Origin of the sequence: Caldisphaera sp., from assembly GCF_023256325.1 — an archaeon.
GTDB lineage: Archaea > Thermoproteota > Thermoprotei_A > Sulfolobales > Acidilobaceae > Caldisphaera.
In genome coordinates, this window is sequence record NZ_JAGDXI010000015.1 from 56,171 (window position 1) to 69,512 (window position 13,342).

The window sequence follows — 13,342 nt, forward strand, 5'->3', positions numbered from 1 at the left end:
TATTGATATTAACATATAAATCAAAATATGAATTTAATGAATTAAAAATTAAACTTGAAAGTATTATAATAAAAAAGGGTATGAAGATTTTTGCCATTATAGATCACACGAAAAATGCTAGCAGCGTTGGAATGAAAATAAATAGATCAATACTATATATTTTTGGAAATCCTAGGAATGGCACCCTATTAATGAATCAAGATATGAGGATTGGTGTTATTTTACCTTTAAAGCTCTTAATATGGGAGAATGAAAACAAAGAATTACTTATAACTTATTATACCATATATGACATATTAAAGGATTTTAAATTAAACAATGAAAGTTTAGCCATAGCAAAAAACATTGATAACAATGTAATAGAAATTCTAAAAGAATTAGGAATAGAACATTAACTATTTTAAAACATTCTTAGACTTTATTATCAATTTATAACTTTTATCATCCCAATAAACATCGTATATTATGGGTAAACCCGTTGGTATTTCTAGGTGAGGTATGTCATCTTCGGATATATTTTCAAGATACATGACTATTGATCTTAAACTATTACCATGAGCAACAACTAAAACATTTTTACCATTCCTTAAATCTAACATTATTGTGTTTTTAAAAAATGGTACCGTTCTTTTTTGTGTATCCTCTAAGCTCTCTCCATTAGGAGGTCTTACTTTATAGCTTCTTCTCCATAATTTTACTTGATCGTCTCCATATATCCTAGCTGTTTCCTCTTTATTTAAACCTTGCAAATCTCCATAATGCCTTTCATTTAAATGTTCATCTTTAATAACTGGAATTTTATAACCCAGCGTAAGCAAAACTAAGTCTAAAGTTTCTATGGCCCTTTCTAATTTACTTGTATAAGCGACATCAAACCTATAATTTTTTAAAAGAAGTCCCGCTCTAATTGCTTCTTCCCTGCCCTTATCTGTTAATGGAACATCAACCCATCCTGTAAATCTATTTTCTTTATTCCATAATGATTCGCCATGCCTTAGCAAACACAATATAGGCATTTTGTTCACCCATATTTTTTATCTCTTTTAACTTATTATCCTTTTTTAGTATTATTCATAAATCAAACTTGCAATCTTTTTATGTATTGATTATTACAATTTCCTTATACAATAAGGAATTGCCTTAATCCACAAATTAAAAGAGTGGGCACCTACTAAATTATTTTATGATTATATAAATTTGTATAATAAAATTTAATAAATCCTTTTAATGATAAGTTTTAAATTATATCCATAGCATAAGAATTTTTAGCTATAATTTGACTATATCTTTAATTATTTGTTTAATGTAGTTGTTTTGACAATATTAATATCCCACCAAGCTACATAACAAAACAATGCTCCCATAAAGGCTCTTCTAACATGTAATGGTATTTTGACAAAACACTTTCTTAATTACATCTACGATAATTTTTAGCTATAACAAATACTTAACAAAAATCAGTGATTCAACACTATTAGCACAACTATCTATTCGTCATATAAAATTTCGTATTTTAGCGAAAAAATAGTATTCCAAACCTCTAGCTTATCTTAAATTGAATTTGCACATAAATTATGTTATTTGTAATTATGATTGATCTCTTTGCTCTCTTGCCGACCTGGGAACTGAAGGATATGGCAAGTATTCAATACCAGGCCTATTCGTTCTTGCCTGTGGATAAAGCGTCATTAAATTATAAACTTCTAAGGGAACTTCTGTTGATACTTTAAGGCCCATTTCTCTTATTTGCTCAACAGTTATTGGATAATCATGAGTATAATAACCGCTAACTAATCTATCTGCTATAAACTTTGCTTTTTCTTCACCAACTTTATCTTTTATTAACTCAACAACTAGCCCTTTAACCTGATTAATAGCTTTCTCTGCCATATCGGCAAGTATTAAAGTTTGATCTTCAACCTTATCCTTACCTTTAGTTTCTACTGCTTTCAAAATTGATGGAGCTGGTAAATAGACTCCATTTGAAACACCTAATTGAGGGTCAAGAGGTCCCAGTATGGCATTAGGATCCATTATTATCTCATCAGCGGCCAAAGCAATTAATGTACCACCAGACATTGCATAATGCGGTACCACTACCACCTTTTTTCCAGGATGCATTTTAAGTGATCTTGCTATTTGAGAAGCAGCTAAAACCAAACCACCTGGAGTATGCAAGATAAGCATTATTGGCATATTTGGCGGTGTAGATCTTATAGCCCTTATTATTGCTTCAGAATCTTCTATATCTATATACCTATAAATCGGTATGCCCAGCAACCCAATTTTTTCTTGCCTGTGTATCATAGTTATGACTCTATGCTTGTATTTATTTTCAATCAATGATATAAGCCTTAGTCTTGCCTGTTCTAAGCTTTTCATAGATAACCAAGGTGTTAACATAGATACAAAGAGCAGGATCCAAAAAAGATAACCCAATATATAAGTTAAAATACTTAATGACACCATAATTTTTGTCCTCCAATATAATATAGTAATAGGTTATTTATAAATTTTACCATAAAGTAATTTTATAAAATAAATAATTATACTTTATTTTAACGTTTAACAAACACAATTAAACCTGCATTTTCCGCTCTGTAAAATTACTGATTTAATGTAAAACCTTTTTTAGCATATTCTTGCAGTGTGCGATAAGATATACCCAAGCGATGGCAAACTTCCTTAGGTCTTAGCATCATGATAAATATTATATTCAAGATATATAAGCTCCAAAGCTTATTGGAAACTGTTATCAACGGCGGATGCCGCGGCCGGGATTTGAACCCGGGTCACGGGCTCGAAAGGCCCGCATACTGGGCCGGGCTATACTACCGCGGCGTCCATCCAAAAAGAGTAATGAGAAAAGGTTCTAAAATCTTTCTATTCTAAACTCAATGAGAAAATTTTAATTTTTATTATAACTACTGTAGTTTTATATTATTTAAACAATAGTAACCCTCAAAACACAAATATTTATGAAAAATCTATAAAAATCCTTCTAGATTTTTAATGAATATTATTTTTGTTATACTTTTAACTAATGGAATTGCAACATTATATATTGGTATGTTTTGCAGTAAAGCATACGCTGTACCTCTATGAGCATGACCATGTATTGCAACATCAGGTCTTGTTTCAACTATTATTTTCTCCATCTTTGAGCTGTATAATTCCCCATAGGAATATGGATTTTCTCCCTTTAAAGTAAGCTTAGAAAGGGCATAATGAGATAACAATATTGTTTTTTGAGAAATTTTTTTAGCTTTAATTAATAATTCCCTAATTTTTGTAATCCTATTATTATAAATCTCTTGTATATTAGGGATGTTTTTAATTTGCCATCTTGTAGGTTTATCTAAAGCGCCTGGTGTTCCTATTACAGAAATTGAAATATTATTGCATGAATAGATCTTGTAATCATCAACAATCCAATCTATATTAGAGTACTCCTCCTTTAACTTATCCCATAACTCGTTCCATTCATCGTTTCCAAATGTTGCAACTATTTTAGAGTTAGGAAATTTATTAAAAATAGATTCAAAAACAGGCTTTGCCCCATCAATTTTTCCCTTATCTATTATATCTCCTGCAAGCAAGAATAAACACGGTTCCTCTGATATATTATTCAATGATTTTTTAAACAAATCAAAATAATGCGGATAATGTATATCAGAAGCTGCATATATTACAGGTAAATTATTGGACCTCGGTACTGCAATATTTCACCACCTATCAGACTGCCCATCGGCCCTCATCGGTCCAAATATTTATTATAATTTTAGGTTAATAGCTTATTTATTGAGTAGAGGTTTTGGCTTCTTCTTTTACTTCCTCTTCTTTTTTCTCTTCTTTTTCTTCTTTAAATTCAACTTTTATGTTTAAGTTAACTTCTTTTGGCTTTATGTATTGATATAAGTCCTTTGTTAACAACTGCATTTTTGATTCTAAATCATTAATTGCCAAAGTTTCTGATGGCAGATTTATATTTATTGTATTCTGGTCTCCGCTTATCTCAACCTTGTTGTTTGGTATACCAAGCCACCTTTCAACTAAATATTTTACCTTATCAGTAAAATCATCTATTTTCTTTACTACCTCCAAATCTATTAAAAGTTCCCTACCTGCTAATGGATGGTTAAAGTCTATATAAGCGAATCTTTCTGCAATCCTTTCTATTACACCAACTCTTCCTCCAATTTCAACTTGTTGGCCTATTCTCAATGGTATGTTGTACCTTTTTAATTGCTTTACGGGTATTCTTAATACCAAATCATCTCTTCTTTCCCCATAGGCCTTTGAAGGTTCAGCCTTAATTTCCTTCTTCTCTCCTATCTCCATTTCTTTTATTGTTTCATTAACAGCTTCTATCAGCTGGCTTTTCCCTATAACTATTAAATATGGACCATATTTTTTATTAGCATCAAATATACCTGATTGCTTTGCTACGTCTTCATAAGTTGTCTCTTGAACTAAATATGTATCACCGTTCTTTACCTTAATTGTATAGTTTATTAGCACGAAATCTCCATCATTAAATACCAATATTCATCCACCTCTTCTTAAATACCAGCCCAAATCTTTTACTGGCTCGACTATTTTAATTTCTTTTTTCCGATTAATAACTTTACCTATACCCCATCCTATAGGTTCATCGTTCTCATTTAAAATCACACGCAAACCTTCCTTAAATGATATAATGTTATTTTTAACTATTTTTCCATATAGGAATTGCTTTTCGCCTTTTTTATTTAATTTTATGCAATTTATCTCATTACACAGCCTTGAAATCCTTCTTAATAATGTTAATCCTGGATAGAATTTATTATTTTTTATATACCCTAAATAAAAGCCTGTTGTATAAATTGATTCTAGGCTGTTAACTATTATTTCTAATTGAATTGGTATATCGAATATATCATTATATTTCCCATTTTCTATTTCCAACTTTTTTAGATTTGTTGCTATACTTGAAATATTTATTCCTAGCTGGGAAACAAAATTTTCTAATGCTTTTAAATCTGATTTTGACAAGTTTACTAATTTTCCTCCTTTCTCAGCTTGCATATAAAGAACCCCTCAGTTCCATGCTTATGAGGCCATAGTCTAATGCAATTCTTTACTCTATCATCAAACACGATACCATTAAATTCTTCATAAGCTTTGTCACCAATAGGTGAATCAACTTTTATAGTATCGACATTCCTTTTATTTAAAACTCTATCGATAACAAATTCCCCTTCCTCTATAGCAGTGCTACATGCAGCATACGTTATTTCTCCACCAGGCTTAACTATATCTATTGCTTTGTTCAAAAGCTGATATTGTAATAAATGTATTTTTCTCATATCACTTCTTGGTCTGCTACTTTTCCTTTTAGGATCCTTCCTAATTATCCCTTCCCCTGATGAAGGAGAATCGAGCAAAATCATATCAGAATTTTTTAAAGAGAGTTTTCTTGCATCTGTTTCTAAAATTATGTAGCTTGAAAAACCCATCCTTTGCAAATTAGACCTTAAAGCCTTTATTCTCGCTTTTTTTAATTCTACAGAAACTAACTTAACGCTATCTTTTGTTAATTGCAGTATTTGACTTGCTTTTCCACCAGGAGCAGAAGCCATATCTATTATAAAAGAATTTTTTAAAGGGTTCATTAAATAAACAACAAGCATAGAGCCAGGATCTTGCAAGTAGTAATAGCCCATCAAATACTCATGTGTAGCACCAACATTATAAGGAGATTCTATTATCTCATATCCGTGAGGTAAAAAAGGTATTTTTTGTATTTTAATTCCTTTGTTTTTTAACCTCTTTTCTAGTTCATCACATGAAACTAGGAAATCGTTACATCTTATAGTTTGAGGCATAGGTATTTCGTTAAATTCTAAAAGATCTATAACTTCTTCTCCCAATAATTTTATATATCTCTCTACTATATAATCAGAATAACCGTATTTCTCCGCAAGAGATTTAGCTTCATTACTAATTTCATAACTAAATATTTTATTTTCTTTTTCAGATTCGTTCAAATTAATACCCAATTAATGCTTATAGTCTTGAGAGTTTTTTTATATTGTGGGGATATTTAGTGCAAGAAAATTACAATAGGTTAATATTTCCAGGTAGATTCCAACCATTACACATAGGGCATATAAAGGCTATAGAATATGCATTAAACCTTTCTAAAGAGCTAATAATAGTTGTAGGCTCAGCTCAAGAAAGCTATACAATAAAAAATCCTTTAACTGCAGGAGAAAGAATTGAAATCATAAAAAGCGTATTAGCAAGAGAATTTGGCTATGACTATTGCCAAAGAATTTACATTGTACCTATAATGGATATAGAGATGAACAAAGTATGGGTTCAATATCTTAAAATGTTATTGCCTGAGTTCGATGGCGTTGTTTCAGGAAATTCTTTAGTTTTGAACTTATTCAAAGATATGGGCCTTAAAGCAATCATGCAACCGATGTTTAACAGAAATTTATGTAGTGGAACTAATATAAGAAATAGTATAATTGAAGGCAACGATGATTGGAGAAAATGTATTCCAGATTATCTTTATGAGATCTTAGAAAAATATAATTTTATAGAAAGGTTAAAGTCACTATCAAGAGGAGATTGAAATAAACAAAAAAGAATAAAAATTTAAGTCCAGTATTTTTATAATATTTTGGTGAAAAGTTATGGAATTTCAAGTTTTAGACATACCTGTTCCTGAGGGAACAAACGTAATAATAGGCAGAAGCCATTTTATAAAAACAGTTGAAGATCTCTATGAAACCATGGTTACAAGCTGCCCATCAGCGAAATTTGGAATAGCTTTTTGTGAAGCTTCAGGAAAAAGATTAATAAGATATGAAGGTAATGATAAAGATTTAACAAAACAGGCAATAGAAACCTGCAACATAATTTCCTCAGGTCATGTCTTCGTTATATATCTAAAAGACTCATGGCCAATAAATGTATTAAACGCAATAAAATCAGTTCAAGAAGTTACGTCAATTTATGTAGCAACTTCAAATCCAGTTAAAATAGCGATTGCTGATATGGGTGAAAGTAGATTAGTTTTGGGATTTTCAGATGGGTTCAAGCCTCTAGGAGTAGAAAAAGAAGAGGATAAAAAAGAAAGAAAAGAATTGCTTAGAAGGTTTGGTTACAAGCTTTAAATTATTACTGAAAACGATAAAATCTAGAATCTTATTACTTTACTTAGAACATTAATTGGGTACAAAAAATGAAAAGATTAGCAATTGCTATAACTGGAATGCCTGGAAGCGGAAAAAGTGTTGTAGCAGAAAAGATTGCGGAAAAACTTAATGCTGAACTATTTATTATGGGCGATATAGTAAGAGACGAAGCTAGGCGTAGAGGCATAGAATTAACAATTGAAAATATTGAAAATCTAGCAACACAACTAAGGCAAGAATATGGAAGGAATGCAATTGCTAAACTACTTTTAAAAAGGATTGAAAATAAAAAAGATAAATTCATAGTAATCGATGGTATAAGAGCTATAGAAGAATTGAAAGAATTGAAAATAAAAAATAATTTAGATATTTGCCTTGTTTCTATACATGCCTCGCCCTTGACTAGGTTTAACAGATTAAAAAACAGGAAAAGAGAGGGAAAAGATATATCATGGGAAGAATTTTCTTTTAGAGATAAAAAAAATTTAGAATATGGTATAGGTAATGTTATAGCTGTATCGGATTTTATAATAATAAATGAAGGTAGTTTAAAAGAGTTAGAAGATAAAATAAACAAAGTAGTAGAGGTCATAGAAAATGAAGAATGGGAGAATTATTGTAGAGGCGGAGCTGAGGCCTACTGAAGATGAAGAAAAGGTAATTAAGGCAATAAACAACGTATTTACATATAAAGATATGGAAATAATAGATCAAGGAGAATATAAAGTTATAAGGTGTTTTTCAGATTCTTATGATTCTTTAAGAAAGTTTCATGACCTGCTAAGAAAGCAAGCTATATTAGATGCAGCTAGATCTTATTTTTTAAAAAGAATAAGAGGCAATGTTTTACAAATTCTTTTACACAAACAAGCATTATATCAGGGAAAAATTAGTTTAATTTCATGGGATGAAGAATCCCCATTAGGACCAATAAAAATAACAATCGAATCTGATAATATCAATGCAGTTATAGATTGGTTATCTCCTCAAACAGTTAGAGGAAGGCCTTTATGGGAAAGAGATATACCTGAATAATAAAATAGATGAGAATTCCTAACTCAGGTTCATTAATTATAAGTTTTATAATAGTATAACTATAATAAAAAAATATTTATAACTACTAAAACAATTTTTATTTAAAGAAGGTTAAGCGAAATACAATCTTCTAATATTTATAATACATTGTTGGGAATATCTAAAGAATTAAAATTATAGAACAAACCTATATTTAGCTAAATCCCATGTTAATATAGTATTTTTAAATTCCTCCTTTGCCTGTTTTTCAATTTCAATAGCTTCAAATCCCTCATATCTAGAGCTTATATGAGTTAATATCAATAAAGATGCCTTAGATTTTTTTGCTGATAATGCAGCTCCTCTCCCTGTGCTGTGATAAAACTTTTCTGCTTCGCTTTGATGATCATCAGAAAAAGTAGACTCGTGAATTATTACATTAGATTCTTTTACACAAGAAACTATATTATCGCAGGGCTTAGTATCCCCTGTATAGCTTATTTTAAAAGGATTAATCCTAATTAACATTCGATTATCTTCTAATTCAAAGTACTTCTCTATATCGGGTCCTGGATAAATGCCTTGTTTTTTCATTTCTTCGATATTTATTCTTGGCCTTAAATTCCATTCCAAAGTATAACAGTAAGATTCCCTAGAATGACATGATGGATACCAATATATGTTTAGTCTGTCTCCTTTTTGGTTAAAAATCTCTAGCATGCCATTAGCACTTATTTCATAAAGATTTATATTAAAGCCTAGATGATTTCCCTCAACTTCAAGGGCATCTTTAATAAACTTTATTACATCTTTTGGCGCGATGATGTTTAATGGTATATTTCTTGTATTTAAATACATAGATTGAAGAAGACCAGGCAATCCATTAATATGGTCTCCATGACCATGAGTTATTGCTATGGTGTTTATTCTAGTTAAAGGTATATCAGCCTGTCTTAACCTATGTTGGGTTCCTTCTCCAACATCTAAAAGTATTATATTGCCTAGCCAATCCCTTATTGCATAGGATGCAGTAAATCTATTTTCACCTGGGTATGCCCCACCTGTACCTAGAGTTGTAAGTTCAATCCACCTTGACATGGTTCTAGCCTCCTTTAATTTAGGAGTTAAATTCTCATATTTACTTCTATTAAATATGATAGGCAATGATTTTAAAACCTTAACTAATATTTTCTTTTTTCTTAATTATAACATCCTTTGCTTTATAATATTGCTTTTCCCAATCTATCTTAAAGCCTGCGATACCTATTGCTATAAAAACTACAGTTAAAATTATAGCTATATCTGGTTTTGATATGGATAGCAAATATGATGCCAAGGTAATTACCTTTAACTCGATATATATTTCAATTATTGTTTTAGAAAATTTTGCAATTAAAGTTATTAAGGCCATTTTAAGCAATGATATTTTCGCAGCTCCTCCAGCTAAGTATAGATAATCATCAAATGGCAAAACAGGTATAATGGATAAAATGAAAAGTATTAATAAAATATATTTATTCGGTAAGCTTGATAACATCTTAACATTTTTATTTTTTAATAAAGGTTTTTTGAACAAGCTTCCAAACAAATAGATAATTATTTTTGATAAAATTGCTCCTAATGAAGCTAATATTATTAATTCCCAGAAGTAATTGTAATTAAGCTGAATTATGGCAGTTGCAGTGATTATCGTGTAAGGAGGACCACCAAAAGGAATTGCATTTGATATGAATGATATCCAAAAAACTAACAATAAATAATAAAAAGCATCATTCATAATCCAACTACTCACTCAATCTGCTGACTGTTTCAACTTCTACGTCTTCTACCCCTTCTACTCCTCTAATTAATGATTCGAGATCTTCCGTGCCTCCTTCTGTATTTTCAGGCATAGAAACCAATAGTATTAGAGCTTTTAACCCAAATGCAACTGGTTCTTCTTTGCTGTCTATTATTTGATAACCTGTAGGAAGTGATTTTTGTATTTCGTTTTTAAGGCTATCTAGCTTAATATCTAGAGAATTTGGCATTACTTTCAACAATACAGCAACTTTTGCCATATAATATCACCTAAGGTCCAATAAATCCACAATTTGGACATTTATATTTCATACCTTGCTTTCTACATTTGCTACATCTCCAAATCAATGCTTTTCCACAGTTAGGACAATAAAATGATACTGCTTTTTCTCTCGGATGAATTATTTTTCCGCAACTAGTACATATTGGAGGCTGAACTGTATCGAGCATATCCAATCTCTTTATTGCTGTGACTGACACTTCTAATAGCACCTCATTATATTTTGGACACAGAGTTTTAAAATCTTGTTATCTTTAAAATCTTCATGCAGTCTAATCTTTTTATTCTCTAACGATGAATTAAAAGATTATTTTTATTTTCTAGTATAAAATAAAATTGTTCAGTAAATAAGTATAGAAAGAGAAATAACTAAATTAAAGCTCTAAAAATTTTTTAATTTATATCAAACAAGACCTAGGCTTCTTAAATAAACTATTTTAAATATATTAATTAAAATTTATTATTGAAAAAATTAAGATGAATCCGAAAGATCATATTTCAAGTTTATTGTACTTTTATTTAATCCTTTTTTAACGAAAATTATTCTAGATTTACCTGGAATTTTTTGCATGATCTCATTTTCATTTAACGCAAGCATGTATATTCTTTCCTTATCATTAAACAACTTAGAAAATTCTATTTTTAATTCTTCTGCAATTTCTTTTTGCCCTTTTTCACCTGGAATAATCTTTGAATATACTATAGATTTTAGCTTGACGTTTTCTTCACTACCAGATATTATAATCGGTATTTCCTCTCTAAAGGTAACGCCAATATAAAGTTCAACATTAAAGGGCTTTAAGAAATTCTTTTTACCATATATCATAAATGATCCCTTTGATAAGTATTCTCCCGAAGGTGGAGACTTTGAAACTTGATTGCCATATACCCAATATACTCCAACGCTCCCCATGCCAGCTTTCCAAGCTTTGCTATATGCAACAGCTATTATTGCTGCATCATTTATATCATCTTCCTTAACTTCTTTATTTCCAGTGAATAAAACTACTGATGGAGAACCATGAATGTCTGCATGAATATAAACATCTTTATCTTTTAAATATTTCTTTACAATACTTTCATTCTGATCAGCATCTTTACCACCAATAGCTAAAAAATCGTTTCTTGTTATAACCCAATGATATTTTTCGTACCACTCCTTTCTTCTATTTTTTATCAAATTTTTAACTTTTTCTACCTCAATTTTTTCTTCAAGCTCGTTTAACCTTTTCATCATGTCATTAATGGAACTGATAGCTTTTTTAGATTTTGATCTAAGTTCTCCTGCTTCCTTATATAACCTAATAATAGTCTTATCTAAACTTTCATTAAAGTATACTTTAATCAGTTCCCCATTAAAATCAATAATTGCATACTTTTCTTTGTTATCAATTTTTACAACATTTTTACAATTCCCATTATTTTTATTAATGCAATTAACTATTTCTTCTATAGCTGAATAATTCTGTGCAATTAATTGCGCATCTCTTTCTAATTTTTGTGACTCTTCAATATATTTTGCTGATAAAATTTTATTCTCTTCAATACTGTGCATTATCTTTGATTTTTCTTCTTCAATTTTAGTATTAACTACTTCAGATATCATGTTAAAGTAATCATCTAAAGCAATATCAAAACTTTCATATTCGATCATTCTCCCTCCATTCTCCAAAATGTTTTTTGATATAAATGGTGTTGCTTGCACGGGGTTTTCATTAATAAAATATATGTAACCCTTACCCTCTAAGCTGTTGTCTATTAATTTTTTTAAATTTATTAAGATTTGTTCTATACTATTCTTGTCAATATTTGATGGATTAGTTTCTTTTGGTATACCTAACAAATAAAGAACTTCTTCAGCGACCTCTCCTGGAATATTCAAACCCATGACCAATCCTCTAGCTATATCTTTATATTTAGATATATTACTTATAATTTCCTCTAATTTTAATTCCCAGGGCTTTGTCTCAATAATTTTTGGAAAAATGTAATTTACTTTTGTCTTTATTTCTCTATCCTTAAACTTTAGATACTTTGTTGACCCCAGAATTTGGTTCTCTTCATTGGTTAAAACTACAACCCCCTTGGGAAGAATCTCAGCAAATAATTTTTCGTTAGAAAAAACGATTTTAACAATTCTATCAAATCCTATTTGCTCAACTAAATTAATTTTCTGATTCCTTATATATTTTCTCAACAGCATAGCAAAGGGTTTGCTCACAAATTCGCTAGATGGCCTAACTCTTTTAGTAAAGTGAATCCTTATTGAAGGTTCTATTAACAGAAAATCACTTATTTTAGTTTTTATTTTTAATAAAACAAATTTTCCCTCATAGTATGCATTGTCTACTCTTTGTCCTAAAATTAATTTTCCCGATGTGTTAACCCATGAATAAATATCAAATGAAGACATTGATTTTCTTGCCATAATTTTTCCCCATAATTACCAAGTTCTTTCCGTTTTTCTATCCTTAAATATCCACTTAAATTTATCATAAATAAAGCAATCAATTATAACGTTTTTACCATCTCTAATTATTGAAAGACCATCTAATGGATTATCTGGAGGCGAAGGTAATATCTTTGGTTTTGTTATGCCAGAATATATCATTTTTTTACCAACTTTCTTCCACCAATATCTTCCATAATATTCATAAATTACTTTATTTTTACCATTTTTTACTTTATATACTTTATGCACGGGTTTTAAATAATAACCTTTTAATGATATATCAGCATTATATATATAAATCTTTTCTTTTATTTCATTAAGCAGATTAACTATATCCAAATAGCCATCATAAACTATTATTTTACATTCATGGGGCTCATTCGGCTTTTCCAGATCATTCCCCAAATAAGGTCACCTCGTCGCAAGGCATTTCATAGCCCTATTATATAATTCTATTATGCGTATTAAAGTTATACATTGATATAGAGCTATGAGCCGGGGCCGGGATTCGAACCCGGGAATAACGGGTCTCAGCAAACGATGGGCTTGGCCACATTATTACTGCAGCCCGCCGCCTTAGACCGCTCGGCCACCCCGGCCCATAAA

17 protein-coding genes, 2 tRNA genes and 1 pseudogene are annotated in these 13,342 nt (G+C 30.1%); 5 read left to right on the forward strand and 15 right to left on the reverse strand.

Features of this window, described 5'->3' with window-relative positions; all coding sequences use genetic code 11:
- Nucleotides 1-2 precede the first annotated feature (2 nt).
- Nucleotides 3-395: a DUF302 domain-containing protein gene (locus tag Q0C16_RS02135; protein ID WP_292319395.1), complete on the forward strand. Its 393-nt coding sequence runs from the start codon at nt 3-5 to the stop codon at nt 393-395.
- On the opposite strand, the gene Q0C16_RS02140 is transcribed toward Q0C16_RS02135, so the two are convergent.
- The 8 genes and pseudogenes from Q0C16_RS02140 to Q0C16_RS02175 form a co-directional block, all read right to left on the reverse strand.
- Nucleotides 396-1,016, reverse strand: coding sequence for a 2,3-bisphosphoglycerate-dependent phosphoglycerate mutase (locus tag Q0C16_RS02140; protein WP_292319396.1), 621 nt, complete (start codon nt 1,014-1,016; stop codon nt 396-398).
- Between the two features lie 571 nt (nt 1,017-1,587).
- Nucleotides 1,588-2,469 carry an ATP-dependent Clp protease proteolytic subunit gene (locus Q0C16_RS02145; RefSeq protein WP_292319397.1) on the reverse strand — a complete coding sequence of 294 codons (882 nt, stop codon included), beginning with the start codon at nt 2,467-2,469 and terminating at the stop codon, nt 1,588-1,590.
- A 111-nt stretch (nt 2,470-2,580) separates the two neighbouring features.
- Nucleotides 2,581-2,699 (reverse strand): annotated as a pseudogene (locus tag Q0C16_RS02150) (helix-turn-helix domain-containing protein); the annotation flags it as partial.
- A gap of 67 nt (nt 2,700-2,766) precedes the next feature.
- Nucleotides 2,767-2,841 (reverse strand) — tRNA-Glu (locus tag Q0C16_RS02155).
- Nucleotides 2,842-2,987: 146 nt separating this feature from the next.
- Nucleotides 2,988-3,722 (reverse strand): metallophosphoesterase, encoded by a 735-nt coding sequence (locus Q0C16_RS02160; protein ID WP_292319443.1) that lies wholly within the window; start codon nt 3,720-3,722, stop codon nt 2,988-2,990.
- A 76-nt stretch (nt 3,723-3,798) separates the two neighbouring features.
- Nucleotides 3,799-4,545 carry a peptidylprolyl isomerase gene (locus Q0C16_RS02165; protein ID WP_292319398.1) on the reverse strand — a complete coding sequence of 249 codons (747 nt, stop codon included), beginning with the start codon at nt 4,543-4,545 and terminating at the stop codon, nt 3,799-3,801.
- 3 nt (nt 4,546-4,548) lie between these two features.
- A complete protein-coding gene (locus Q0C16_RS02170) occupies nt 4,549-5,067 on the reverse strand; it encodes a hypothetical protein (RefSeq protein ID WP_292319399.1) in 519 nt (172 codons plus the stop codon).
- Nucleotides 5,040-6,029 carry an RsmB/NOP family class I SAM-dependent RNA methyltransferase gene (locus tag Q0C16_RS02175; RefSeq protein ID WP_292319400.1) on the reverse strand — a complete coding sequence of 330 codons (990 nt, stop codon included), beginning with the start codon at nt 6,027-6,029 and terminating at the stop codon, nt 5,040-5,042. Before Q0C16_RS02175 ends, Q0C16_RS02170 begins: the two co-directional genes overlap by 28 nt.
- 59 nt (nt 6,030-6,088) lie before the next feature.
- Between Q0C16_RS02175 and Q0C16_RS02180 the strand changes: the two genes are divergently transcribed.
- The 4 genes from Q0C16_RS02180 to Q0C16_RS02195 all read left to right on the forward strand — a co-directional run bounded on the left by Q0C16_RS02180 (nt 6,089) and on the right by Q0C16_RS02195 (nt 8,225).
- Entirely contained in the window at nt 6,089-6,625 is a 537-nt protein-coding gene (locus Q0C16_RS02180) for a nicotinamide-nucleotide adenylyltransferase (protein WP_292319401.1), read from the forward strand.
- 61 nt (nt 6,626-6,686) lie between these two features.
- On the forward strand, nt 6,687-7,169 hold the full coding sequence (locus tag Q0C16_RS02185) for an adenosine-specific kinase (protein ID WP_292319402.1): 483 nt from the start codon (nt 6,687-6,689) through the stop codon (nt 7,167-7,169).
- A gap of 68 nt (nt 7,170-7,237) precedes the next feature.
- Nucleotides 7,238-7,834 (forward strand): AAA family ATPase, encoded by a 597-nt coding sequence (locus Q0C16_RS02190; protein ID WP_292319403.1) that lies wholly within the window; start codon nt 7,238-7,240, stop codon nt 7,832-7,834.
- A complete protein-coding gene (locus Q0C16_RS02195) occupies nt 7,788-8,225 on the forward strand; it encodes an RNA-binding domain-containing protein (protein ID WP_292319404.1) in 438 nt (145 codons plus the stop codon). Before Q0C16_RS02190 ends, Q0C16_RS02195 begins: the two co-directional genes overlap by 47 nt.
- Before the next feature lie 174 nt (nt 8,226-8,399).
- On the opposite strand, the gene Q0C16_RS02200 is transcribed toward Q0C16_RS02195, so the two are convergent.
- From Q0C16_RS02200 to Q0C16_RS02230, 7 genes are all read right to left on the reverse strand, one after another.
- Complete coding sequence (locus Q0C16_RS02200; protein WP_292319405.1) at nt 8,400-9,368, reverse strand: MBL fold metallo-hydrolase; 969 nt, start codon at nt 9,366-9,368, stop codon at nt 8,400-8,402.
- 13 nt (nt 9,369-9,381) lie between these two features.
- Nucleotides 9,382-9,996 (reverse strand): VTT domain-containing protein, encoded by a 615-nt coding sequence (locus tag Q0C16_RS02205; protein ID WP_292319406.1) that lies wholly within the window; start codon nt 9,994-9,996, stop codon nt 9,382-9,384.
- Nucleotides 9,989-10,264 (reverse strand): elongation factor 1-beta, encoded by a 276-nt coding sequence (locus Q0C16_RS02210; RefSeq protein ID WP_292319407.1) that lies wholly within the window; start codon nt 10,262-10,264, stop codon nt 9,989-9,991. Before Q0C16_RS02210 ends, Q0C16_RS02205 begins: the two co-directional genes overlap by 8 nt.
- Before the next feature lie 10 nt (nt 10,265-10,274).
- The gene (locus Q0C16_RS02215) at nt 10,275-10,454 is read right to left on the reverse strand and encodes a zinc finger domain-containing protein (protein ID WP_367117883.1); all 180 of its coding nucleotides are present in this window, start codon (nt 10,452-10,454) and stop codon (nt 10,275-10,277) included.
- Between the two features lie 302 nt (nt 10,455-10,756).
- Entirely contained in the window at nt 10,757-12,712 is a 1,956-nt protein-coding gene (rqcH, locus tag Q0C16_RS02220) for a ribosome rescue protein RqcH (protein ID WP_292319409.1), read from the reverse strand.
- 15 nt (nt 12,713-12,727) lie between these two features.
- The gene (locus Q0C16_RS02225; protein ID WP_292319410.1) at nt 12,728-13,141 is read right to left on the reverse strand and encodes a hypothetical protein; all 414 of its coding nucleotides are present in this window, start codon (nt 13,139-13,141) and stop codon (nt 12,728-12,730) included.
- Nucleotides 13,142-13,229: 88 nt separating this feature from the next.
- Nucleotides 13,230-13,335, reverse strand: a tRNA-Cys gene (locus tag Q0C16_RS02230).
- Nucleotides 13,336-13,342 lie beyond the last annotated feature (7 nt).

What these genes read in the sequence shown, in the direction of transcription:
- Q0C16_RS02185 (WP_292319402.1), top strand. Translation starts at nt 6,687, where the DNA reads ATGGAATTTCAAGTTTTAGACATACCTGTTCCTGAGGGAACAAACGTA.
- Q0C16_RS02145 (WP_292319397.1), bottom strand. Translation starts at nt 2,469, where the DNA reads ATGGTGTCATTAAGTATTTTAACTTATATATTGGGTTATCTTTTTTGG.
- Q0C16_RS02215 (WP_367117883.1), bottom strand. Translation starts at nt 10,454, where the DNA reads ATGCTCGATACAGTTCAGCCTCCAATATGTACTAGTTGCGGAAAAATA.
- rqcH (WP_292319409.1), bottom strand. Translation starts at nt 12,712, where the DNA reads ATGGCAAGAAAATCAATGTCTTCATTTGATATTTATTCATGGGTTAAC.
- Q0C16_RS02190 (WP_292319403.1), top strand. Translation starts at nt 7,238, where the DNA reads ATGAAAAGATTAGCAATTGCTATAACTGGAATGCCTGGAAGCGGAAAA.
- Q0C16_RS02170 (WP_292319399.1), bottom strand. Translation starts at nt 5,067, where the DNA reads ATGCAAGCTGAGAAAGGAGGAAAATTAGTAAACTTGTCAAAATCAGAT.
- Q0C16_RS02210 (WP_292319407.1), bottom strand. Translation starts at nt 10,264, where the DNA reads ATGGCAAAAGTTGCTGTATTGTTGAAAGTAATGCCAAATTCTCTAGAT.
- Q0C16_RS02140 (WP_292319396.1), bottom strand. Translation starts at nt 1,016, where the DNA reads ATGCCTATATTGTGTTTGCTAAGGCATGGCGAATCATTATGGAATAAA.
- Q0C16_RS02195 (WP_292319404.1), top strand. Translation starts at nt 7,788, where the DNA reads ATGAAGAATGGGAGAATTATTGTAGAGGCGGAGCTGAGGCCTACTGAA.